Origin of the sequence: Enterobacter sp. BNK-22 (assembly GCF_048684805.1) — a bacterium.
GTDB classification, from domain to species: domain Bacteria; phylum Pseudomonadota; class Gammaproteobacteria; order Enterobacterales; family Enterobacteriaceae; genus Enterobacter; species Enterobacter quasiroggenkampii.
Map to the genome: position 1 here is coordinate 330,533 of NZ_JBLQTT010000001.1, position 22,807 is coordinate 353,339.

At 55.5% G+C, this 22,807-nt stretch carries 17 protein-coding genes, 1 tRNA gene and 1 pseudogene; 11 read left to right on the top strand and 8 right to left on the bottom strand.

Annotated elements, in window-relative coordinates; genetic code table 11:
- Positions 1–6: 6 nt before the first annotated feature.
- On the bottom strand, positions 7–2,679 hold the full coding sequence (gene rcsD, locus ACMGGE_RS01505; protein WP_420293278.1) for a phosphotransferase RcsD: 2,673 nt from the start codon (positions 2,677–2,679) through the stop codon (positions 7–9).
- A gap of 743 nt (positions 2,680–3,422) precedes the next feature.
- Here rcsD and ACMGGE_RS01510 point away from each other — a divergent pair.
- The 6 genes and pseudogenes from ACMGGE_RS01510 (at position 3,423) to mgtE (ending at position 10,791) form a co-directional block, all read left to right on the top strand.
- Positions 3,423–4,535 (top strand): porin OmpC, encoded by a 1,113-nt coding sequence (locus tag ACMGGE_RS01510; RefSeq protein ID WP_048224198.1) that lies wholly within the window; start codon positions 3,423–3,425, stop codon positions 4,533–4,535.
- A gap of 116 nt (positions 4,536–4,651) precedes the next feature.
- Positions 4,652–5,707 carry an FAD:protein FMN transferase ApbE gene (gene apbE / locus ACMGGE_RS01515; protein ID WP_045908705.1) on the top strand — a complete coding sequence of 352 codons (1,056 nt, stop codon included), beginning with the start codon at positions 4,652–4,654 and terminating at the stop codon, positions 5,705–5,707.
- 72 nt (positions 5,708–5,779) lie between these two features.
- The gene (gene ada / locus ACMGGE_RS01520) at positions 5,780–6,838 is read left to right on the top strand and encodes a bifunctional DNA-binding transcriptional regulator/O6-methylguanine-DNA methyltransferase Ada (RefSeq protein ID WP_325841142.1); all 1,059 of its coding nucleotides are present in this window, start codon (positions 5,780–5,782) and stop codon (positions 6,836–6,838) included.
- Positions 6,838–7,493 (top strand): annotated as a pseudogene (gene alkB / locus ACMGGE_RS01525) (DNA oxidative demethylase AlkB). The gene ada and the pseudogene alkB overlap by 1 nt, the downstream one beginning before the upstream one ends.
- 69 nt (positions 7,494–7,562) lie before the next feature.
- On the top strand, positions 7,563–9,206 hold the full coding sequence (locus tag ACMGGE_RS01530) for a multidrug ABC transporter permease/ATP-binding protein (RefSeq protein ID WP_196365115.1): 1,644 nt from the start codon (positions 7,563–7,565) through the stop codon (positions 9,204–9,206).
- 148 nt (positions 9,207–9,354) lie between these two features.
- The gene (gene mgtE, locus ACMGGE_RS01535) at positions 9,355–10,791 is read left to right on the top strand and encodes a magnesium transporter (protein ID WP_045414667.1); all 1,437 of its coding nucleotides are present in this window, start codon (positions 9,355–9,357) and stop codon (positions 10,789–10,791) included.
- Here the strand turns inward: mgtE and ACMGGE_RS01540 are convergent.
- Complete coding sequence (locus ACMGGE_RS01540; RefSeq protein WP_262811173.1) at positions 10,754–12,043, bottom strand: SulP family inorganic anion transporter; 1,290 nt, start codon at positions 12,041–12,043, stop codon at positions 10,754–10,756. The two genes, mgtE and ACMGGE_RS01540, sit on opposite strands and share 38 nt — an antisense overlap.
- Before the next feature lie 187 nt (positions 12,044–12,230).
- On the opposite strand from ACMGGE_RS01540, the gene mqo reads away from it, so the two are divergent.
- Positions 12,231–13,880 carry a malate dehydrogenase (quinone) gene (gene mqo / locus ACMGGE_RS01545; protein WP_048029696.1) on the top strand — a complete coding sequence of 550 codons (1,650 nt, stop codon included), beginning with the start codon at positions 12,231–12,233 and terminating at the stop codon, positions 13,878–13,880.
- Between the two features lie 93 nt (positions 13,881–13,973).
- On the opposite strand, the gene eco is transcribed toward mqo, so the two are convergent.
- Complete coding sequence (gene eco / locus ACMGGE_RS01550) at positions 13,974–14,477, bottom strand: serine protease inhibitor ecotin (protein WP_111965297.1); 504 nt, start codon at positions 14,475–14,477, stop codon at positions 13,974–13,976.
- A 209-nt stretch (positions 14,478–14,686) separates the two neighbouring features.
- Here eco and ACMGGE_RS01555 point away from each other — a divergent pair, with 209 nt between their 5' ends.
- A complete protein-coding gene (locus tag ACMGGE_RS01555; protein WP_010433451.1) occupies positions 14,687–14,947 on the top strand; it encodes a DUF2534 family protein in 261 nt (86 codons plus the stop codon).
- 125 nt (positions 14,948–15,072) lie between these two features.
- Positions 15,073–16,260 carry an MFS transporter gene (locus ACMGGE_RS01560; protein WP_262822323.1) on the top strand — a complete coding sequence of 396 codons (1,188 nt, stop codon included), beginning with the start codon at positions 15,073–15,075 and terminating at the stop codon, positions 16,258–16,260.
- Between the two features lie 38 nt (positions 16,261–16,298).
- Here the strand turns inward: ACMGGE_RS01560 and ACMGGE_RS01565 are convergent.
- The 3 genes from ACMGGE_RS01565 to ACMGGE_RS01575 form a co-directional block, all read right to left on the bottom strand.
- A tRNA-Pro gene (locus ACMGGE_RS01565) sits at positions 16,299–16,375 on the bottom strand.
- 72 nt (positions 16,376–16,447) lie between these two features.
- Positions 16,448–18,208 (bottom strand): LPS biosynthesis-modulating metalloenzyme YejM, encoded by a 1,761-nt coding sequence (yejM, locus tag ACMGGE_RS01570; protein ID WP_048028179.1) that lies wholly within the window; start codon positions 18,206–18,208, stop codon positions 16,448–16,450.
- A gap of 19 nt (positions 18,209–18,227) precedes the next feature.
- Positions 18,228–18,455 carry a YejL family protein gene (locus ACMGGE_RS01575; protein WP_008500958.1) on the bottom strand — a complete coding sequence of 76 codons (228 nt, stop codon included), beginning with the start codon at positions 18,453–18,455 and terminating at the stop codon, positions 18,228–18,230.
- 134 nt (positions 18,456–18,589) lie between these two features.
- Between ACMGGE_RS01575 and yejK the strand changes: the two genes are divergently transcribed.
- Positions 18,590–19,597, top strand: coding sequence for a nucleoid-associated protein YejK (gene yejK, locus ACMGGE_RS01580; RefSeq protein ID WP_008500957.1), 1,008 nt, complete (start codon positions 18,590–18,592; stop codon positions 19,595–19,597).
- A 50-nt stretch (positions 19,598–19,647) separates the two neighbouring features.
- Here yejK and rplY read toward each other — a convergent pair whose 3' ends face one another.
- Together rplY and ACMGGE_RS01590 are read right to left on the bottom strand one after the other, a co-directional pair.
- Positions 19,648–19,932 carry a 50S ribosomal protein L25 gene (rplY, locus tag ACMGGE_RS01585; protein ID WP_008500956.1) on the bottom strand — a complete coding sequence of 95 codons (285 nt, stop codon included), beginning with the start codon at positions 19,930–19,932 and terminating at the stop codon, positions 19,648–19,650.
- Positions 19,933–20,057: 125 nt separating this feature from the next.
- Entirely contained in the window at positions 20,058–21,818 is a 1,761-nt protein-coding gene (locus ACMGGE_RS01590) for a DEAD/DEAH box helicase (protein WP_262811221.1), read from the bottom strand.
- A gap of 281 nt (positions 21,819–22,099) precedes the next feature.
- Between ACMGGE_RS01590 and rsuA the strand changes: the two genes are divergently transcribed.
- A complete protein-coding gene (gene rsuA / locus ACMGGE_RS01595; protein WP_420293279.1) occupies positions 22,100–22,807 on the top strand; it encodes a 16S rRNA pseudouridine(516) synthase RsuA in 708 nt (235 codons plus the stop codon).

Below are 22,807 nucleotides of genomic sequence, written 5' to 3' on the forward strand. Positions count from 1 at the left end.
ACCTTGCTACAGCAAGCTTTTGACGTAGGCGTCAATGTCGCTGATGTATTTTTCAATGCCAGAGGCATCTTTCTCACGAATTAGATGTTCCAGCGTTTCACATAACTGCTTGCCGGGAACCAGATTAAGCATGGCAAACACCCCTTTAAGCCGGTGTGCTGTCTGTGCCAGCGCTGCAAAATCATTCGCAGCGGACTCAGTATACAACCGCTTAACATCATCTGGTACTGTATCAACAAAGAGTGAATAGTATCCGCTGGCGTGAAGCTCGGCATTTTCATTACCGCCTAACGGTGATTCCGCTATCTCTTCCTGCGCCAGCTGCTCTTCTATTAGTTGTAGTACAGCTTCCTGCATCGCATTGCTTATATTAAAGTTGACGCGCAGCTGGCCAGGGCCGATTTTCCGCACGCCTGACTCATCATCGCTTAAAAGCAAGCCGGAGGCAGTAAGATTAGACGGATTATCAGTTAAAAACAGATCAAATTCTTGACTTGCAAGTCTTTCATCCGGCGTGATGCAGGCCGCACCCCAGTTTTCTAACTGACGAACGACAATATTGCGGATCTCGTTCGACGTAACATCGACCATCACCACGACATCATCCAGCAGACGCTCTTCATCTTCTTCCTGCGGATTGGCCGCCATTTTCACGTGCAGAGAATAGCGGGTGCCGAGAGATTCACGGGCCTTGATATTGAGATGGCCGCCGAGCTTACGCGCCAGCTGATCGCACAGCCAGAAGGTTAGGGCATTTGCCTTGCCGTAACGATCGCTTTGCGTGTCATTCAGGAACGGGAAGTGCAGATTATCAATTTCACTCGTGGTGACGCCTTCCCCGGTGTCCAGGATGCGGAACGTCAGGCGGTCTTCTGCCGACTCCTCCGTACTGACTTCGAGGGTGATCTTGCCGATCTGCGTGGTGGTCACCGCGTACTGAATAATCATCAACAGTATGCGGCGTAGCGCTTCACGATCGCCGTGGCGTTCATCATTTGCCGGGAGGTTGTTATTGATCAGCAGTTGCAGCCCTTTGCGCTTAATCACGGGCAGGACTTCCGGAACCACTTCATCGATCAGATCCTGAATGGAGAAGAGGGTGGGGGTTCCCTTCCAGAAATCATTCTCCAGCATGTTCGCCAGCTGGATCTCATCAACCATTCTGACCAGCGAGTCGGCCTGACAGGCAAGCTGGTGGCTTTCTGACGTATTTAACGCCGCCGCCTGGGTCGCCAGCGTTTTTAACGGCTGCTTGAAGGCATCGCCAATGTTCTGCATAAATGCGGCGCGCCCCTGCTGGTTTTTCTCATATAGTCTTTGCGCCTGCTTGAGCTTTTTATTCACCAGCACTTCGCGATCCTGATCGCGGATGATGAAGATTTGCGTGCGGGGAGCCACCTGGCTGCGGAACTGGCGGATCTCGTACAGTTCATTGTTGATGGTGGCCTGAATCACCCCCTGGTGCTGATCCGCCATGGTAGTGATGTTCTGCAGGTTAAGATGCGGCAGCAGATGGTCGGCAATTTTATTGCTCATTACCGTACGATTTGCTTCCTGATCGTGAACTAAGACCCCAAGCGGCAGCACGGAAACAATCTCTTCATTCAGCGCGCGTAATACGCGCAGCTCATTGCTGGTACCGGTCGGGACCGCCGCGGCGTCGCTCTGACGCCCCGACTGGAAGCGGAAGGTGCTGTAGCCAAACAGCGCCAGCGCCAGCAGACCGATATTCAGCAGCAGAGGCAGCAGGATATTTTGCAGCGTGTCGAGCAACAGCGTACCAAACGGCACCTGCCACACCAGACGCATACCGGTCGAGTTCAGGGATGAGGCAATTTCGATTTTTGAACCGTTAAAGGAGATCGATACGCTCTCTGCGGCCTCTTTGTCAGACGCCGCACGCATGTTCTGGGTGCTGCTGTCGGGCTCCAGACGGAAGCTATCGAGCGGCATGTCCGGCGGGATTAAATCATTAATGGGTAAATCGAAGGCGACCACCGTCGCCAGATGTCCTGGCTGGTTGAAGGTGGTGCGCAGAGTAAAATAATGACCGTTTTGCCAGGCCAGGCGGCGCAGGGAAGAGAAGCTCTCACGTTCATCAAGGGCGTTCGCCTGCTGCAGCATCTCTGCCCGGCGGGAATCGACGATGCTGCCCACGGTGGTCTCTTTAAACCCGGAAGAGAGATCTTTTAACGGCAGCGTTGAGATCAGGATCATGCTGTTGTCCTGACCGTTCAGATAGTACATCGACCATGGCACCGTTTCGGCACCCCAGAGGGTATCCAGATAGGTCGAAATACGCTGCGTCATCTCAAGCGTCGCGCTGTCGTGAGAGCCAAAAATAAGCGCCTCAGTCTTACGCTGCGGTTTTTCGAGGTAATAGACATCCTGCTTAAGCCGTGTCTCCTGAAGTCCATCTCCGGATGAGGAGGCCGGTGCAGCTGCAATATTGTCGTAAATCTGCCAGGTGGCGTAGCGCCAGGTATCGATGCGCTTATGCACGGCGTGGGTGATATCGACGACCTGATAGCTCTTGTCCTTCAGCCAGGCATTAACCGCACTTTGTACCATCACCCCCATGGTCACTAACAGCACAACGATCAAAAGAAGAAAGAAACGGGTGATGCTCCCGGGGAGGAGGGAGAATTTGCTCGGGGCGGTGGTTTCAGTCTGACTCATTGATATCTTTAACCCGTCATGGTCATGCTCTGTGGCGATAGGGCAGTATAAAGGGTAATAACTGAATTTCCAGCGCCACTGTCCGGGAAAAGGCGACTTTTTCAACGGACAATATCGGCGGCGGGCGGCGCAGTAAACATGTACAAACACGCCGTGCGCGTACAAATAATAAGTGCGCTCAGCCAGCAAATAGCACGAATTAACAAGAAATTAAGTTTTACATCAATTGTGCGTCCGCGAAGGACGGCCGATGAGAATTTAGTTAATAGTCGTTACAATTTCGGCTCGGTAGCACAAAAAATGAGAGGTTACGTAAAGAAAGGTAAAAAAAAACCGAATGCGAAGCATCCGGCTCAATTAGGGATAAACAGACATTCAAAACTGAATGACGGTAATAAATAAAGTTAATGATGATAGCGAGAGATATTTTAGAGATTAGGTACGATCTTGTTTTGTCATTCAGTGCTGTAACGATTTTTATTATAACCTATTGATTATTATGGTTATGTTTTTTCTTTTGATTATAAGTGCTAAATTTCTAAGCTATTTGTGCTTTGTAAAAGTTCCTGGATTTTTACATTTTGAAACATGTTGACTGATAAATGAAACATCTTCAAAGTTTTCGTATCATATTCGCGTTGGATTATTCTGTAATTTTGCGGAGAATGAAATTGCCGACTGGTTAATGAGGGTTAACCAGTAAGCAGTGGCAATTATAAGGCATATAACAGAGGGTTAATAAAATGAAAGTTAAAGTACTGTCCCTCCTGGTACCAGCACTCCTGGTGGCAGGCGCAGCAAATGCGGCCGAAATTTATAACAAAGATGGCAACAAATTAGATCTGTACGGTAAAGTTGATGGTCTGCACTATTTCTCTGACGACAAGGGTAACGATGGCGACAAGACCTACATGCGTCTTGGCTTCAAAGGCGAAACTCAGGTTAACGATCAGCTGACCGGTTACGGCCAGTGGGAATATCAGATCCAGGGCAACACCAATGAAGGTGACAACCAGTCCTGGACGCGTGTGGCGTTCGCAGGTCTGAAGTTTGCTGAAGCTGGCTCCTTTGATTATGGTCGTAACTACGGCGTGATTTACGACGTGACCTCCTGGACCGACGTGCTGCCAGAATTCGGCGGTGACACCTATGGTGCCGACAACTTCCTGCAGTCTCGTGCTAACGGCGTGGCAACCTACCGTAACCAGGACTTCTTCGGTCTGGTTGATGGCCTGAACTTTGCTCTGCAGTATCAGGGTAAAAACGGCAGCGTAAGCGGTGAAAACACTAACGGTCGCAGCCTGCTGAACCAGAACGGCGACGGCTACGGTGCATCCGTGACCTATAACCTGGGCGAAGGCTTCAGCGTGGGTGGTGCGATGTCCTCCTCCAAACGTACCGCCGACCAGAATGCAGCTGGCGTATACGGTAAGGGCGATCACGCAGAAGTTTATTCTGGTGGCCTGAAATACGATGCCAACAACATCTATCTGGCAGCGCAGTACTCTCAGACCTACAACGCAACCCGTTTCGGTACCTCTAACGGCAGCAACCCAACTACCGCTTACGGCTTTGCCAACAAAGCGCAGAACTTCGAAGTGGTTGCTCAGTACCAGTTCGACTTCGGCCTGCGTCCATCCGTGGCTTACCTGCAGTCTAAAGGCAAAGACATCGAAGGTTACGGCGATCAGGATCTGCTGAAATATGTTGATGTGGGTGCGACTTACTACTTCAACAAAAACATGTCCACCTACGTGGATTACAAAATCAACCTGGTTGATGAAAATGACTTCACCCGTCAGGCGGGTATCGGTACTGACGATATCGTCGCGCTGGGCCTGGTTTACCAGTTCTAATCGCGTTAACGTGTGACGTAAGGGGGCCTGATGGCCCCCTTTTTTGTGCTTGCTGGATTCTCACAACGCCCCTGTTTTGGTGTACTCTTGCCGCCCTGGCATGAGGATAATAATGAATGGACATGACTTTTTTACGCGCCAGCTTTCTGGCTATGCTTTTTTTCCTGACCGCGTGTAACGATCCCGCGACCGTGGCGAAAACCGATGCACCTGCCGCGACGGTGCTCGAAGGTAAAACGATGGGCACCTTCTGGCGCGTCAGCGTGATGAACCTCGATAAAACACGCACGGATGAACTTCGCGGCAAAATCCAGTCGCAGCTGGACGCCGACGATCAGCTGCTGTCGACCTATAAAAATGACTCGGCGCTGATGCGCTTTAACCTCTCGACCAGCACTTCTCTGTGGCCGGTGAGCGAGGCGATGGCCGATATCGTGACCGAGGCAATGCGCGTGGGTTATAAAACCAACGGGGCGATGGATGTGACCGTCGGTCCTCTGGTGAACCTCTGGGGATTTGGCCCCAATAAACAGCCGGTGAAGACGCCCGAACAGGCGGCCATTGATGACGCCCGCGCCCGGACAGGGCTACAGCATCTGACCGTGATCAACCAGTACGGGCAGCAGTACCTGCAAAAAGATATCCCCGATCTGTTTGTCGATCTGTCGACGGTCGGGGAAGGCTATGCGGCGGATCATCTTGCTGCACTGATGGCGCAGGAAGGGATTTCCCGTTATCTGGTCTCGGTGGGCGGTGCGTTGGTCAGTCGGGGTATGAACGCCAGCGATAAACCGTGGCGCGTAGCGATTCAAAAACCAACCGATCGGCAAAATGCCGTGCAGGCGATAGTGGATATCAACGGACATGGCATCAGCACCTCCGGAAGCTATCGCAACTATTACGAGCTTGACGGGAAGCGTATTTCGCACGTGATTGATCCGCAGACCGGACGCCCCATCACGCATAACCTGGTCTCGGTAACGGTCATTGCCCCCACCGCGCTGGAAGCGGATGCCTGGGATACCGGATTAATGGTTCTCGGCCCGGAAAAAGCCAAAGAGGTGGTCCGTCAGGAAGGGCTGGCAGTTTATATGATCACCAAAGAGGGCGACGGGTTCAAAACCTGGAGCTCGCCGCAGTTCAACAGTTTCCTGGTCAGCGACAAAAATTAAAAAGCAAGGTTGCGGGTTTTTTATCGGTGGCGCTCAGGCACGCTCTATGTATGCTTATACGAGGAGCCGATCATGAAAAACCCAACCTTAATGACCGATGAGGATCGCTGGCAGGCCGTGCTGGCCCGCGATCCGCTCGCTGACGATCAGTTTGTCTTCGCCGTGCAGACGACGGGTATTTTCTGCCGCCCGTCATGCCGTGCCCGCCACGCGCTGCGTAAAAATGTCCGTTTTTATCCTGATGCCCGGCACGCCGCTCAGGCAGGCTTTCGTCCGTGCAAGCGCTGCATGCCGGACAAACGCGATCCGCAGGCGCAGAAGCTGGCAAAAGTGGAACATGCCTGCCGGCTTCTGGAGCAGGATCCCGCGTTAACCCTGGAGAGACTGGCGGAGCAAGTTGCCATGAGTCCTTTCCATTTCCACCGCCTGTTTAAGTCGGTGACCGGCATGACGCCCAAAGCCTGGCAGCAGGCGGCGCGGGGTCAGCGTCTGCGCACCGCGCTTGCGCAGGGAGACAAAATTACCGATGCCGTGCTGGCGGCGGGATTTCCCGACAGCAGCAGCTATTATCGTAAAGCCAACGATGCATTGGGCATGACGGCGAAGCAGTACCGTAAAGGAGAGGTGGCCGTGCGGTATGCCATCCATGACTGTTCGTTAGGACGCTGTCTGGTCGCCGAAAGCGAGCGGGGGATCTGCGCGATTCTGCTGGGTGACACCGATGCGGAAGTCACCGCAGAGCTTGCCACGCAATTTCCAAAAGCTACGCACGCGCCGCTGGACGACGCCTTTGTGCAGCGGATCCACCAGGTCATTGCCAGTATTGATAACCGCGACGTACCGCTTGCGCTGCCGCTGGATATTCGCGGTACCGCGTTCCAGCAGCGCGTCTGGCAGGCCCTTCGCACTATTCCCTGCGGCGAAACGGCAAGCTATCAGCAGGTGGCGCAGGCGATTGGTCAACCCGGTGCGGTACGCGCCGTAGCAGGCGCCTGTGCGGCAAACACGCTGGCAATTGTGATCCCCTGTCATCGGGTGGTTCGCAACGACGGTGCGCTGTCGGGCTATCGCTGGGGGACGGCGCGAAAAGCGCTATTACTGAAACGTGAGGCGAAACGCCGGGAGGAATAATGCTCGATCTTTTTGCGGATGCTGAACCCTGGCAGGAACCGCTTGCGCCAGGGGCGGTGATCCTCCGCCGCTTTGCTCTCTCCCGTGCGGCGGCGTTGCTTGCCGGTATTGAAGAGGTCACGGCGGTTTCACCGTTTCGCCATATGGTGACGCCGGGCGGCTACACCATGTCGGTGGCCATGGCCAACTGCGGCGAACTGGGCTGGGCGACAAACGAACGTGGGTATGTGTATGCTCCAAACGATCCCACGACCGACCGGCCGTGGCCTCCCATGCCTGCGGTTTTTCAGGCACTTTGTCACGAGGCTGCCGTGGCGGCGGATTATCCGGATTTTCGTCCTGATGCCTGTCTGATTAACCGCTACGCCGTCGGTGCGAAGCTCTCGCTGCATCAGGACAAGGATGAGCCCGATCTGCGCGCGCCTATCGTTTCGGTATCGTTAGGTCTGCCCGCCGTCTTTCAGTTTGGGGGATTACGCCGCAACGATCCGCTCAAACGCATTATGCTGGAACATGGCGATGTGGTGGTGTGGGGCAGGGAATCGCGGCTTTATTATCACGGCATTCAGCCGCTGAAACCCGGCGTTCCCCCCTCACGGGCGAGTACCGCTTTAATCTGACCTTCCGTCAGGCGGGGATGCGTAAACTAAAATAAGAATTATTCTTGATGTCCGCGCAGGGCAGTTTACACTGCTCGCTGATTTTTATTGTCCGGATTGCCTGCATGCAACTACTTCTCCTCGTCTGGCGTCAGTACCGCTGGCCCTTCATCGCCGTTATGGCGTTAAGCCTGGCCAGCGCCGCTCTGGGTATTGGCCTGATCGCGTTTATTAACGTGCGGTTGATTGAAATGGTCGACACCTCGCTCTCCGTATTGCCGGAGTTTCTTGGCCTGCTGCTGCTGCTGATGGCGGTTACGCTCGGCGCCCAGCTGGCGCTGACCGCGCTCGGCCACCATTTCGTTTTTCGTTTGCGCAGTGAGTTTATCAAGCGGATCCTGGACACCCAGGTCGAGCGCGTTGAGCAGCTCGGCAGCGCCTCCCTGCTGGCGGGGCTTACCAGCGACGTACGCGCCATTACCATCGCGTTCGTTCGTTTGCCGGAGCTGGTGCAGGGGATCATTCTGACCTTTGGCTCGGCGGCCTATCTCGCCTGGCTCTCCAGCAAAATGCTGGCGGTGACTGCGCTGTGGATCGCCATCACCATCTGGGGCGGTTTTGTCCTGGTGTCACGCGTCTATAAACACATGGCGGTGCTGCGCGAAACCGAAGATAAGCTCTATAACGACTACCAGACGGTGCTGGAAGGGCGCAAAGAACTCACCCTGAACCGCGAGCGCGCCGAGTATATCTTTAACCATCTCTATATTCCGGACGCACGCGAGTACCGGCATCACATCATTCGCGCTGATACCTTCCACCTGAGCGCGGTGAACTGGTCAAACATTATGATGCTGGGTGCCATTGGCCTGGTATTCTGGATGGCGAACAGCCTGGGCTGGGCGGACACCAACGTCGCGGCAACCTACTCGCTGACGCTGCTGTTTTTGCGCACGCCGCTGCTCTCGGCGGTCGGCGCGTTGCCCACCTTACTGAGTGCGCAGGTGGCCTTTAATAAGCTCAACAAATTCGATCTCGCGCCGTTTAAAGCCGAATTCCCGCGCCCGCAGGCCTTCCCTGACTGGCAGACGCTGGAGCTGCGTAACGTCACGTTCCGCTATCAGGACAGCGCCTTCTCCGTGGGGCCGGTCAACCTGACGATCCGCCGCGGCGAGCTGCTGTTCCTGATTGGCGGCAACGGCAGCGGTAAATCGACGCTGGCGATGCTGCTCACCGGGCTTTATCAGCCGCAGTCGGGCGAGATTTTACTGGATGGCAGAGCGCTGAGCGCGGAGAAGCCCGAGGATTACCGCAAGCTTTTCTCGGCGGTGTTCACCGACGTCTGGCTGTTTGAGCAACTGCTGGGCCCGGAAGGGCAGCAGGCCAATCCTGCGCTGGTGGAAAAATGGCTGGCGCAGCTGCAGATGTCCCACAAGCTGGAACTTCAGGACGGTAAAATTCTCAATCTGAAGCTTTCCAAAGGGCAGAAAAAGCGCGTGGCGCTGCTGCTGGCGCTGGCGGAAGAGCGTGACATCATTCTGCTGGATGAGTGGGCGGCGGATCAGGACCCGCACTTCCGCCGCGAGTTTTATCAGGTGCTGCTGCCGCTGATGCAGCAGATGGGTAAAACCATTTTCGCCATCAGCCACGACGATCATTACTTTATTCATGCCGACCGCCTGCTGGAGATGCGCGACGGCAGGCTGAGCGAGCTGACCGGTGAAGAGCGCGATGCAGCCTCGCGTGACGCGGTGGCGCGCACGGCCTGATGCCCTCACCCTAACCCTCTCCCACAGGGAGAGGGGATAGATCGTAGCCGTAATGCCGATTTTTTCTCCATCCCGCCCCGTTGTTTATTCTTATTTACATATCCTCGCGCTATGCTTAATACCAACTTATTTCATGGATTTATGATTGATGTCGGTATTAAAGAAAAACAGCGCCAGACAGCGTGACCAGGAACGTGCGCGACTGATCTGGCTTCTCACGACCGATAAAGCGGTCACCTCTACGCTATTAGGCAAACTGACCCTGGCTGAGCAATATGATGTCGGCACTTTAGCCGACGATATTGCTGAGGTAGGTGCGCTGGTTGCTCACTTACCCCCGCCGGATCTGGCGGATACCCTGGAAGCGCTTCCCTCGGAAGAACGTCACGCCCTGTGGCGGCTGGTGCAGGATCACGAGCGCGGACAGGTGCTGCTTGAGGCCTCAGAAAACGTCTGGGACGACCTGATCGACGAGATGAGCGACCGGGATATTCTCGACGCTCTGCAAACCCTGGATATCGACGAGCAGATTTACCTGGTTCAGCACCTGCCGCGAAACCTGACCGGCCGTCTGCTGGCGTCACTGCCTGCCGATGAACGCGCGCGCGTGCGTCAGGTGATGCACTACGAGAAAAACAGCGTCGGCGCGATTATGGAGTTCGGCGTTATCACGGTGCGTCCGGACGTGACGCTCGGCACCGTGCAGCGCTATCTGCGTCGCCTGGGCAAAATGCCGGATAACACCGATAAGCTGTTTGTCACCTCCCGGGATAAAACCCTGCTCGGCGAGCTGGAGCTGAAAACCATCCTGCTCAACAGCACCCAGCGGAAGGTGAGCGAGGTGATGGAAAACGAGCCGATGGTCTTCTCCCCGGAGGACGATGCGGAGAAAGCGGCGCGTACCTTCGAACGTGACGACCTCGTGAGTGCCGCCGTCGTGGACTCCGTCGGCAAACTGATGGGGCGTCTGACCATCGACGAGATCGTTGACGTCGTTTATGAAGAAACCGACAACGACCTGCGTGCGCTGGGGGGGATCAGTGCGGGAGATGACGTCCATGCCTCCGTCGGCAAGGCGGTGAAAACGCGCTGGGCGTGGCTGGCCATTAACCTGTGTACCGCGTTTATCGCCTCCCGCGTGATTGACGGTTTCGAACACACCATTTCGCAGCTGGTGGCGCTGGCCTCGCTGATGCCGATTGTGGCCGGAATAGGCGGGAATACTGGCAATCAGACTATCACGATGATCGTTCGCGCGCTGGCGCTGGAGAATATTCAGCCCGGCAACTTCGCCTTTCTGATCTTCAGAGAGATGGGTGTGGCGCTGATCAACGGCCTGGTCTGGGGCGGGATTATGGGGGGCATCACCTGGTGGTTGTATGACGATATGGCGCTGGGTGGGGTGATGATGCTGGCGATGGTGCTGAATCTGCTGGTGGCATCGATGATGGGCGTTATTATCCCGTTGACCATGACCAAACTGGGGCGCGACCCCGCGGTGGGGTCGAGCGTGATGATCACCGCCATCACCGATACCGGCGGTTTCTTTATTTTTCTTGGGCTGGCGACGATTTTTCTGCTTTAAGCCGACGCTTAATGCGGGCGGGAAGCAGCACCATGATGATAATCCCGCCCAGCACGCCAATCGCCAGATTGCCGGTTGATACCGTGGCGGCAACGGTCACCAGCATGACGACCGTTTCTGCAATCGGAGCCGTTTTCAGCGTGGCCGGCTGAAGGCTGTGCCAGCTGAAGGTTTTGACGGCGACGATCGCCATAATGCCCGCCAGCACCGCCATCGGGATGTTGGCCATCACGTCGCTGAGCGCCGTCACCAGGATCAGCAGCACGATGCCCGCAGCGAAGGTTGAAATGCGGCTTCGGCCTTTCCCCATCTCCACGTTAACGATGGTTTGTCCGATCATCGCGCAGCCCGCAATACCACCGTAAAATCCGGCCAGGATATTGCCGACGCCTAATCCAATGCTTTCGCGGCGTTTACTTGACGGTGTCGCGGTCAGCTCATCCACCAGCTTTGCGGTCAGCAGGGATTCCAGCAGGCCGACAAACGCGATGCTCAACGCGCACGGCCAGATTATGCTCAGCGTCTGGAGATTGAGAGGGACCAGAAGTTCGCTAAGACCCGGCAAGCCGCCGCTCATGGCGCCTTCATCGCCCACGGTCGGCAGGCTTTGCCCGGTTGAAACGGTAAACAAGGTTAACAGCACAATCGCAATCAGTGGGGAAGGGATGCTTTTGAAATAGCGCGGCACCCACAGCACGATCAGTACCGTCAGCACGAACAGGCCCACAATCAGCGGGCTTCGGCTCCAGAAATGGGGAACCTGCGCAAAGAAAATCAATATCCCGAGGGCGTTAACAAACCCGGTCATGACCGACTGGGGAATAAAGCGCATCAGCCTTGCCATGCCCAGCACGCCAAACAGAATCTGAATCACGCCAGCCATGAGCACGGCGGGAAGAATGTACTGTACGCCGTGCTGATGCACCATGGGCCCAATAACCAGCGCCACGGAACCGGCCGCGGCCGTGACCATCGCCGGGCGACCGCCCAGTACAGACAGGGCAAGACAGAGCACCACGGAAGCGATCAGGCTGACCTTCGGGTCAACGCCCGCCACCACGGAAAATGAGATGACCTCGGGGATCAGCGCCAGGGCGGTAATCACGCCCGCCAGCGTTTCACGCGTCAGCTGCTTAGGGGAACGCAGCACGCTGGCGACACGGTTTTCGGGAGATAAAGGAGAATGGGGTAGGGACATAACGTTTCGCTGGTTAGGGCAGGCTTCCGTGCGCGCGATCACAAAACGCAACATACTAGCCCGTTAAACCGCCCTTTACCAGACGCTTCGATAATTCCTCACAAACAATCCATCATTAAATTTCACAATTACAATAATTTCGTAACCTTTAAACAATATTTAAAAGTTGTTACCGTGCCCCCGCAGCTTTTTTCACCTGCAATTTCCACGCATCAAGCACTTTTACACTAAGGCATAAATTATGAAAAAAATGACTGCCATGCTCTTTTCTCTGGCCGTGGGGCTTAACACCGTCTCCATGGCGGCGAAAGCTGACGCACCAAAAGAGCAGGAAACGGACGTCCTTTTAATCGGTGGCGGTATCATGAGCGCCACGCTGGGAACCTATCTGCAAGAACTGCAGCCGGACTGGTCAATGACCATGGTCGAGCGCCTTGATGGCGTGGCGCAGGAGAGTTCGAACGGCTGGAACAACGCCGGTACCGGTCATTCGGCACTCATGGAACTGAACTATACGCCGCAGAAAAAGGACGGTTCCATTAGTATCGAGAAAGCGGTAGAGATCAACGAGGCGTTCCAGGTTTCTCGTCAGTTCTGGTCTCACCAGGTCAACAGCGGCGTGCTGCACGACCCGCACTCCTTTATCAATACCGTACCGCACATGAGCTTTGTGTGGGGCGAGCAGAACGTCAACTTCCTGCGCGCGCGCTACGCCGCACTGCAGCAGAGCACGCTGTTCCGCGGGATGAAATACTCTGAAGATCACGCGCAGATTAAAGAGTGGGCTCCGCTGGTCATGGAAGGTCGTGACCCGAACCAGAAAGTGGCGGCGACCCGTACCGAAATTGGTACCGACGTCAACTACGGTGAAATTACCCGTCAGCTGGTGACGTCTCTGAAGAAAAAAGAGAACTTCAACCTGCAGCTCAGCACCGAAGTGCGCGGTTTCAAGCGCAACGCGGATAACAGCTGGAGCGTGACCGTTGCCGATCTGAAAAACAATGAAGCTGAACACGTCATCAGGGCGAAGTTTGTCTTTATCGGTGCGGGCGGCGCGGCGCTGAAGCTGCTGCAGGAGTCCGGCATTCCGGAGGCGGACGACTACGCGGGCTTCCCGGTCGGCGGTCAGTTCCTGGTGTCCGATAACCCGGAAGTGGTGAACCGTCATCTGGCAAAAGTGTACGGTCAGGCTTCCGTGGGCGCGCCGCCAATGTCTGTTCCGCACATTGACACCCGTATGCTTGACGGCAAACGCGTGGTGCTGTTTGGACCGTTCGCGACCTTCTCCACGAAGTTCCTGAAAAACGGCTCCCTGTGGGATCTGCTGAGCGCAACCACCACCTCTAACGTCAAGCCGATGATGGACGTGGGGCTGGATAACTTCGATCTGGTGAAATACCTGATTAGCCAGGTGATGCTCTCTGACGACGACCGTTTCGAGGCGCTGAAAGAGTACTATCCGCAGGCGAAGAAAGAAGACTGGCGCCTGTGGCAGGCGGGTCAGCGCGTACAGATCATCAAGCGCGATCCGAAAGAGGGCGGCGTGCTGCGTCTGGGCACCGAAGTGGTAAGCGATAAGGATGGCACCATCGCCGCGCTGCTGGGTGCGTCACCGGGTGCGTCTACCGCTGCGCCAATCATGCTGCACCTGATGGAAAAAGTGTTTAAAGATAAAGTCGCCAGTCCGGAATGGCAGGCGAAGCTGAAGACCATTATTCCATCCTACGGCACGAAGCTGAACGGTAACGTGAGCGCGACGGAGCAGGAGCTGGAATACACCAGCCGCGTACTGCAGCTGCAGTACATCAAACCGCAGGCTGCGGATGCTGCGCCAAAAGCGGAGCTGAAGCCTCAGCCGGAAAACAAACCGGTTGCGGATATCGCGCTGTAAGGTAAAAAAGCCGGGTGGCGCTGACGCCTACCCGGCCTATGTTCGGTGTTGTTTTGTAGGTCGGGTAAGGCGAAGCCGCCACCCGACTTAATTTCAACGTACGACAGCCTGCTCAATCTTCTCTTCAGCCTTCCACACGCGATACTTCACTTCGACGTTTTCAGGCGTATAAACCACGATCGGCAACTTGCTGTTGTAGCGCAGCAGGCTATTGTCGCCCAGATACGCTGTCACAAATTTCTTCTCTTTCTTGCCATCCGGGCAGGCCATCATGGTGGAGACCGGCGAGGTCACTTTATCAAAGACGTAGTAGTCGTAACCCCAGCCTTCCAGCGTTTTGCTTTCCAGCTGACCACCCAGGCGATGCTGGTTGCAATCCACTTCCAGCGTCTTGCCAATTAACAGCTCTACTTTGAAATTCGCTTCATCCTGCTGTGCCGGCAGCTGGATCACCTGACGCTTCATCCCTTTATCCGCTTTCGGATACGGGGCGACTTTTTCCAGCGGCTGCTCTTTAGAGGTTTCGCTGGCGAAAGCACTGGTGCTGACACACGCGGCGGCGATGAGTGCGATGGCAAATTTAGGTGCGTTTTTCATTGTCATTCCTTTATGTCAAAACGATCCTGTACAGGTTAACATATCAACTATGAATGATTGGTGTTATTTACTTACATTTTCAATATGAATAGCGTAATAAACCACATATTTGCCATTTAAGTAGAGATTTATACTAGCGTGGAGTCCGGCAGCCGTTTGTGTTATTTTAGACCCTCTATAATGTTATTCATCTGTAAAAGGGAAGAGAGATGGTTCGTGCAAAACTGAAAACGCCTGAAGGCCGCAAGTTCCTCCTGGCGCTGCTGGTTGTGTTTATGATTGCTGCCGCGTGCGTGGGGCGGGCCACCATTGTTGGCGTCATCGAACAGTACAACATTCCTCTCTCTGCCTGGACAACCAGCATGTATGTCCTGCAATCGGCGATGATCTTTGTCTACAGCCTGGTGTTCACCGTTCTGCTGGCCATCCCGCTGGGCATTTTCTTCCTGGGCGGACGTGATAAACACTAGACGCCGATTTGCAATATCGAAGCCATCCTGCGGGGTGGCTTTTTTTATGTCTAATAATTTTTATTCGCATTTCCAGGATATTCTGTTTCGAACAAGACAGTTCAACATGAAGCAGGAGATGCGCAATGTTATCCCGGTTTGCAACGCTCAGCCGGATCCCGAAAGGAGTCTGGGTGGTGGGCGGCGTCAGTATGTTAATGGATATCTCCTCGGAGATTATTCACAGCCTGCTGCCGCTGTTTATGGTGACGACGCTGGGCGCCAGCGTTATTTTCATTGGTTTGATTGAAGGTCTGGCTGAGGCTACGGCGCTGTTTATCAAGGTGTTTTCCGGCGCCATCAGTGACTATCTGGGCAAGCGTAAAGGACTGGCGGTTCTGGGCTACGGTCTTGGCGCATTGAGTAAACCGTTGTTCGCTATCGCCTCTTCTTCCGGCATGATCCTTGGGGCGCGCTTAATTGACCGGGTCGGGAAGGGGATACGGGGAGCGCCACGCGATGCGCTGGTTGCTGACGTTACGCCGCCGGACCTTCGCGGCGCGGCCTTTGGGCTGCGTCAGTCGATGGACACCGTCGGCGCATTTCTCGGGCCGCTGCTGGCCGTAGGATTAATGCTGCTGTGGAACGATGATTTCCGCACGATTTTCTGGATCGCGGTGATCCCCGGCGTGCTCGCCGTGGCGCTGCTTTTCTTCGGCCTGCATGAGCCGAAAACGCCCGTCGAACATAAACGCACGAACCCCATCAAAAAAGAGAACCTCAGGCGTCTCGGGAAAGGCTGCTGGTGGGTCATTGGCCTGGGGGCCATCTTCACGCTCGCACGTTTCAGTGAAGCCTTTCTTGTGCTGCGCGCACAGCAGTCGGGGGTGCCGCTGGCGCTGATCCCGCTGGTGATGGTGGCCATGAATCTGCTCTATTTCCTCTCTGCCTATCCGTTTGGCAAGCTATCGGACGGGATGAGCCACACCCGATTACTGCAGTGGGGGCTGGTGATGCTGATTGGGGCAGATGTTGTGCTGGCGCTGAGCACCCACTGGGCTGGAATGCTTCTGGGCGTTGCGCTTTGGGGAGTGCATATGGGGATGACGCAGGGGCTGCTGGCGGCAATGATTGCGAAAACCGCGCCTGCGGATCTGCGCGGTACCGCCTACGGCATTTTTAGTCTGGTCAGTGGCGTGGGATTGTTAGTCGCCAGTCTGGGCGCCGGGGTCATCTGGGAAACGTTTGGCGCAGAATATACGTTCTATGCCGGAGCGGTGATTTGCCTGGTTACGCTGGTGTACCTGCGCAAAACGCCGGACGAGGCGAAATAAAAAAACCAGCCATAAAAGGCTGGTTTTCAATGTGTTTTTGGTCGGCACGAGAGGATTTGAACCTCCGACCCCCGACACCCCATGACGGTGCGCTACCAGGCTGCGCTACGTGCCGACGCATAGAAAGAATACTACTCGATTCCGTTTCGAATGCAAGGGAATCCGTCGCTAACTGGTTTATTATTAATCAGTTAGCGACGAAGCGCTTCTCATCCGTCAGGACCTGCAGCAGCAGGCTCAGCTGCGGTTTCTGGTCTTTAAGCCGTTCACCCTGCAGGTTATACGTCTGATAATTCCCATTGTTGTTCAGCACCAGCGTCAGCTTCGGCGTGGTCACCACCAGCGTATTATTCCCCGCAGCCGTGACCCAGTTATGGCGGCGCGCGGCGCTGAAGAGATCCTGCCCCTGAGAATACTCATTGGCTGGCGTGCTGACGTGTAGCAGGCGTTGCATCAGGGTGGTCATCACATCTTTATGCTCGGTAAGCATATTGATGCGCTGCGCCGGGGTACCCGGCCAGTGGATGACCAGCGGAACCTGCAGGTTCGGGCGTGACCAGCTCATGCTCTTCGTCTCGTCACCTAACGGGACGCCATGGCCTGCGGTCACGATCACTACGGTGTTATCCAGCTTGCCGGACTCACGTAGCGCGTCAAGCACGCGGCCAATCTGCGCATCAACATCACCCGCCGCGCGGCCGTAGCGGCGCGCGAAATCACTCTTATTGCTGTTAGCAAGCGTAGTGCCGTTAAAGGAAACCCATGAGAACCAGCGGTTATCTTCCTGGGCATAGCGCTGGAGCCAGTTTATCCATTGGCTGGCGGTCTGCGCATCGGACTGATTTTGTGCCGCTGGCAGTGAGAAATCAGACAGCAGCGCCTGGCGGTAGAGCGGGCTGTTAAAGCCATCGGATGAGAACAACCCTAACTGATAGCCCTGCTGATTCAGCCCGGTGATCAGCGCAGCAGGTGTGCGGGTAGAGAGTACGCCGTCCATGTATCCGGCTGAAATGCCATAGAAGAGGCCAAAGATGCCCGCGTCGGTTGTGTTACCGGAGCTCATATGCTGAGTAAACGTGACGTTTTGACTCGCGAAATCGGCCAGCGCAGGCATCTGCTTCTCGTAACGGGAATAGTTCAGGCCATCGACGGTGATCAGCAGGACGTTTTGCCCGCGGCCCATATCGCGATAGCGCAGGTCGCTCAGCGGATACTGCACGCTGACGGCTTCCGGGTTACCCTGCTCGATGAGGCGTCGCTGGTACTCCTGCGCATCAAGCAGGCCGTGTTTCTCAAGGAAGCGACGGGCCGTCATCGGGTACGAGAGCGGCAGGTTCGCGCGCTGCATGGTAATAGGGCGATAGAAGTTCGCATCCGCCCAGATATACATGATGTGCGAACTGATAAAGGAGACGAAGAAGAGCGCGGCGACGGGCTTCGCGTAGTGGCGTCGGCGGGTCAGGCTGCGCAGTTTTTGCCAGCTCCAGGTGGCAAACAGCATCTCAATCAACAGGATCACCGGGACGCTGATAAACATCAGCTGCCAGTCACGGGCCGTTTCGTTCTGGTCGGGGTTAATCACCAGTTCCCAGACGATGGGGTTGAGATGCAGGTGGAAGCGGGTGAACACTTCACTGTCGATAAGCAGCAGCGTCATCCCCACCGTCGCAAGGATGGCGGACAAGAATCGCATCAGACGCTGCGACATGACGATAAACGTCAAGGGGAACAGGATCAGCAGATAGGTGGCGAAAACCAAAAAGCTAAAGTGACCGACAACGCTTATCCAGGAGTAGATACGCCCGGTGAGCGTTGTTGGCCAGTCTGCGACAAACAGATAACGACAGCCAATGACCGTCGCCAACAGAATGTTGAACAGGGCAAACCAGTGCCCCCAGCTGACCATCTGGGAGACTTTTTCACGGTAGCGCTGACGATTCGTCACCATAAACTGTTGTTCGTATCCCTTAATGGGCCGGGTCGTTGCTGACGGACGACTGTAAAGCCTGGGCGAAAGATTTTGCGATCGCCTGACGCTGAGCCGGAGCAACGCTGGTGTTAATCAGGTTGGTGACCATATTTCCCAAAACCATCAGGGAGAGATCGGTCGGCGTTTTATGTTTTTCCAGTACGTTGACCAGCTCACTGAGCAGTTGTTCAACGTGTTCATCACTGTAGCGGGAATGTTGTGGCATAAATCAAAATCAGTTTGTTGATGAAAGGGCAACATATTACCGTAGCAACAGCTTTTTTTCCCCTTTTTTATCTGTTGTTGCACACATGTCCTGGTGGTGGTTGAATACCGCCCGGTCTAAAAGGAGAGTTTATCATGAGTCTGGAAATCAACCAGATTGCCTTGCACCAGCTTATCAAGCGCGATGAGCAAACCCTTGAAGTGGTGCTACGCGATTCGTTACTGGAACCTACGGCGACCGTTGTGGAGATGATGGCAGAGCTGCATCGCGTCTACAGCGCCAAAAATAAAGCCTATGGGCTGTTCAGCGAAGAGAGTGAACTGGCCGATAGCCTGCGCCTGCAGCGCCAGGGTGAAGAGGATTTCCTGGCGTTTAGCCGTGCGGCAACCGGGCGTCTGCGCGACGAGCTGGCGAAATATCCGTTCGCCGACGGCGGGATCGTGCTGTTCTGCCACTACCGCTACCTGGCGGTCGAGTATCTGCTGGTTACCGTGCTGAATAACTTAAGCAGCATGCGCGTGAACGAGCAGCTGGATATCAGCTCGACGCATTATCTGGATATCAACCATGCGGATATCGTGGCGCGTATTGATTTGACCGAGTGGGAAACCAACCCGGAATCGACCCGCTACCTGACTTTCCTGAAGGGACGCGTGGGCCGCAAAGTGGCGGATTTCTTCATGGACTTCCTCGGTGCCAGTGAAGGGCTTAACGCCAAAGCGCAGAACAAAGGGCTGCTCCAGGCGGTGGACGATTTCACAGCCGAAGCGCAGCTTGATAAATCTGAGCGCCAGACGGTGCGCCAGCAGGTTTACAGCTACTGCAACGAACAGCTGCAGGCTGGGGAAGAGATTGAACTGGAGTCGCTGTCAAAAGAGTTGGCGGGCGTCAGCGAAGTCAGCTTCCAGGAATTTACCGCAGAGAAGGGCTATGAGCTTGAAGAGAGCTTCCCGGCGGATCGCAGCACGCTGCGTCAGTTAACCAAGTTTGCCGGCAGCGGCGGCGGGTTAACCATCAACTTTGATGCGATGCTGCTGGGGGAACGTATCTTCTGGGATCCGGCCACCGATACGCTGACCATTAAGGGGACGCCGCCGAATCTGCGCGATCAGCTTCAGCGCCGCACCTCGGGCGGTAAATAGCAGGCACAAAAAACCCCGCAGAAGCGGGGTTTTTTTCGACAGGTTTGCGATTACGCGCGAACGAAGTCGATGTGAGTCAGTTTTGGCTTGAACGCGTGACGCTGAACAGCCTGAACTTTCACTTTTTCTTCTTTACCGCCAACAACGATGGTCAGAACTTCGCTGTAGAATTCAGCTTTGGTCTGCAGGTTCCACAGTTTGTCGTGATCCAGTTCGATTGCAACTGGAGCAGCTTCGCCACCGTAAACGATAGCCGGGAACTTGTTAGCGGTACGCAGGCGGCGGCTCGCACCCTTACCCTGCACGTTACGTACTTCTGCTTCGATAGTAAACATTGATTTCTCTCTGTATTTAAAACCCTACTACAGGCGACCCAGCAGCAGGTGAGTGTTCTGCCTCACGGATGTGAAGCGGGCGGCATTTTATACTCAAATGCCCCTCACATCAATGAAAAGTCCCGCTACCCGCGCAATTCGTTGGCGCGACGGAAGCGACCTTCGTAGTCAAAGAGTTTTTCGCGCACCTGCCAGAACTGGCCTTTTTTGCGGGCGACCACAAAATCCGGATGGCGCAATAGCACCTGCTGGCGCACGATATCGGCCACGGTGATCCAGCGCAGGGGCACGCCCGGAGTGCGGGTGTGCGGGCGGATAAACAGCTGTTCGAAGGCCGTTCGCTGAGCTGGCGTCTGAAGCCGGAAGCGCTCGCTGACGTCCGCCCCGTCTTCATCGTAATAGGTGATTTTCAGCCATTCGCCTTTTTCATCGGCACCGGGCTGCAACGCCATGCCGGAACAGCGCAGCACCAGCGCATCTTTCAGCTTTAATGCCGCTTTCAGCATGTCGTCCGGGTCAACCAGCACCGTGTCGCACTCCCGACAGCGGCGAGCGGCAATGTCATTTTCGGCGTTGCACTGCGGGCAGTTTTTAAAGCGGAAACGAAAATCGCACTGCTCACGATGCCCGTCATCATCTTCAAACCAGCCCTGACAGCGGCGGCCAAAATGTTCGATCAGCGTGCCGTCGGCGGTGGTTTTGCCCCAGAAGGTGTTGGCAAACCCGCAGGCAGGGCAAAAGACCTGCACGGGCACGTTGTCACTTTTCCCTTTTGGCGCGCCGACCTCAGGCGTATAGAGATCGTGCGGGTTACCGGCATAATCCAGAATCAGGCAGTCGGTTTTCCCCGGCGCCAGGCGCAGGCCGCGGCCAACAATTTGCTGATACAGACTGACCGATTCGGTCGGACGCAAAATAGCGATCAGGTCGACGTGCGGGGCGTCAAAGCCGGTGGTCAACACCGACACGTTAACCAGATAGCGGAACTGCTGGGCTTTAAAGGCCTCAATCAGGCGATCGCGCTCCGGGCCGGGCGTCTCACCGGTGATGAGCGCCGCGTCGCCGGGGGGCAGTAACCCGGTGATTTCGCGTGCGTGCTCAACGGTGGCGGCAAAGATCATCACCCCTTTGCGCGTCGCGGCGAACTCCTCAATCTGGCTGATGATATGCGGCGTAATGCGCTTTTGCTTTTTCAGCTCCTGATTAAGATCCGCTTCGCTGAATAACCCGTTGCTCTGCGCCTGCAGGCGGCTGAAGTCGTACTGCACCACCGGCATATCCAGCCGTTCAGGCGGCGTCAGGTAGCCATGTTTAATCATGTAACGCAGCGGAAGCTCGTAGATGCAGTCGCTAAACAGGGCCTTGTCATCGCCGCGCACCATGCCGTGATAATGGTAACGATAGATCCAGCCTTTACCCAGACGAAAGGGGGTCGCCGTCAGGCCCAACAGGCGCAGGTAAGGATTCACCTCTTTCAGGTGGGACAGGATTTGCTGATACTGGCTGTCGTCGTCATCGCTGATGCGGTGACATTCGTCGACAATCAGCAGCGAAAATTCGCTGCGAAACAGATCCAGATTGCGGGCAACCGACTGCACGCTGCCAAACACCACTTTGCCGTGGCTCTCTTTACGCTTTAGCCCGGCGGCGAAAATGTCGGCTTCCAGTCCAAGCGCACAATACTTGGCATGGTTTTGCGCGACGAGCTCTTTAACGTGCGCGAGCACCAGCACGCGGCCGCGGGCCAGACGCGCCAGTTCGGCAATGACCAGGCTTTTGCCTGCACCGGTCGGGAGCACAATCGCCGCCGGCTCGCGATGTTTGCGGAACCAGGCGAGGGTGGCGTCAACGGCTTCCTGCTGATAGGGACGAAGTGTAAAAGTCATGGGATCTCGGTTTCGTTATTCCGCACATATACCCGTCATACTTCAAGTTGCCTGTGCGTTGGCTGCACTCGTTCACCCCGGTCACTTACTTATGTAAGCTCCCGGGGATTCACTCCTTTGCCGCCTTCATGCAACTCGAATTATTTAGGGTATAGATAGTATGCCACGAAACTTTTTCCCTTGAGTGGCGCAACCAGACCATTATACTGAACCGTTCCAGACTGCTTCTTTTTTCGGACCTGTTGTCCGACTTCCTGCACCATTAAGGCTAAAAAGATTTCATGCGACTTGATAAGTTTATCGCTCAGCAACTCGGCGTAAGCCGCGCTATTGCCGGGCGCGAAATTCGCGCCAGCCGCGTTACCGTGGATGGCGACATTGTGAGAGACAGCGCGTTCAAACTGCAACCTGACCATCAGGTGGAGTATGACGGCAATCCGCTGACCCAGCAGCACGGTCCGCGCTACTTCATGCTCAATAAGCCGGAAGGCTACGTCTGCTCAACGGACGATCCGGATCACCCGACGGTGCTCTATTTCCTCGACGAGCCGGTGGCGCACAAGCTGCACGCCGCAGGTCGACTCGATATCGACACCACCGGGCTGGTGCTGATGACCGACGACGGTCAGTGGTCGCACCGCATCACCTCTCCACGCCACCACTGCGAGAAAACCTATCTCGTGACGCTGGAGTCACCGGTGTCGGATGACACGGCAGAGCACTTCGCGAAAGGCGTTCAGCTGCATAATGAAAAAGATCTGACCAAACCGGCGGTGCTCGAAGTCATCACCCCGACCGAGGTCCGCCTGATCATCAGCGAAGGGCGCTATCATCAGGTGAAACGTATGTTTGCCGCGGTGGGGAACCACGTTGTTGGCCTGCATCGCGAACGGATTGGTGCGATTGAACTCGATCCCGACCTGGCGCCTGGCGAATATCGCCCGTTAACGGAAGAAGAGATCGCCAGCGTCGGTCTGCCTTCGCACTAA

What these genes read in the sequence shown, in the direction of transcription:
- rcsD (WP_420293278.1), bottom strand. Translation starts at nt 2,679, where the DNA reads ATGAGTCAGACTGAAACCACCGCCCCGAGCAAATTCTCCCTCCTCCCC.
- ACMGGE_RS01530 (WP_196365115.1), top strand. Translation starts at nt 7,563, where the DNA reads ATGCAACTACTTCTCCTCGTCTGGCGTCAGTACCGCTGGCCCTTCATC.
- ACMGGE_RS01510 (WP_048224198.1), top strand. Translation starts at nt 3,423, where the DNA reads ATGAAAGTTAAAGTACTGTCCCTCCTGGTACCAGCACTCCTGGTGGCA.
- eco (WP_111965297.1), bottom strand. Translation starts at nt 14,477, where the DNA reads ATGAAAAACGCACCTAAATTTGCCATCGCACTCATCGCCGCCGCGTGT.
- rplY (WP_008500956.1), bottom strand. Translation starts at nt 19,932, where the DNA reads ATGTTTACTATCGAAGCAGAAGTACGTAACGTGCAGGGTAAGGGTGCG.
- yejM (WP_048028179.1), bottom strand. Translation starts at nt 18,208, where the DNA reads ATGGTGACGAATCGTCAGCGCTACCGTGAAAAAGTCTCCCAGATGGTC.
- ACMGGE_RS01575 (WP_008500958.1), bottom strand. Translation starts at nt 18,455, where the DNA reads ATGCCACAACATTCCCGCTACAGTGATGAACACGTTGAACAACTGCTC.
- rsuA (WP_420293279.1), top strand. Translation starts at nt 22,100, where the DNA reads ATGCGACTTGATAAGTTTATCGCTCAGCAACTCGGCGTAAGCCGCGCT.
- ACMGGE_RS01590 (WP_262811221.1), bottom strand. Translation starts at nt 21,818, where the DNA reads ATGACTTTTACACTTCGTCCCTATCAGCAGGAAGCCGTTGACGCCACC.
- yejK (WP_008500957.1), top strand. Translation starts at nt 18,590, where the DNA reads ATGAGTCTGGAAATCAACCAGATTGCCTTGCACCAGCTTATCAAGCGC.
- ACMGGE_RS01560 (WP_262822323.1), top strand. Translation starts at nt 15,073, where the DNA reads ATGTTATCCCGGTTTGCAACGCTCAGCCGGATCCCGAAAGGAGTCTGG.
- ACMGGE_RS01540 (WP_262811173.1), bottom strand. Translation starts at nt 12,043, where the DNA reads ATGTTGCGTTTTGTGATCGCGCGCACGGAAGCCTGCCCTAACCAGCGA.
- ada (WP_325841142.1), top strand. Translation starts at nt 5,780, where the DNA reads ATGAAAAACCCAACCTTAATGACCGATGAGGATCGCTGGCAGGCCGTG.
- ACMGGE_RS01555 (WP_010433451.1), top strand. Translation starts at nt 14,687, where the DNA reads ATGGTTCGTGCAAAACTGAAAACGCCTGAAGGCCGCAAGTTCCTCCTG.
- mqo (WP_048029696.1), top strand. Translation starts at nt 12,231, where the DNA reads ATGAAAAAAATGACTGCCATGCTCTTTTCTCTGGCCGTGGGGCTTAAC.
- mgtE (WP_045414667.1), top strand. Translation starts at nt 9,355, where the DNA reads ATGTCGGTATTAAAGAAAAACAGCGCCAGACAGCGTGACCAGGAACGT.
- apbE (WP_045908705.1), top strand. Translation starts at nt 4,652, where the DNA reads ATGGACATGACTTTTTTACGCGCCAGCTTTCTGGCTATGCTTTTTTTC.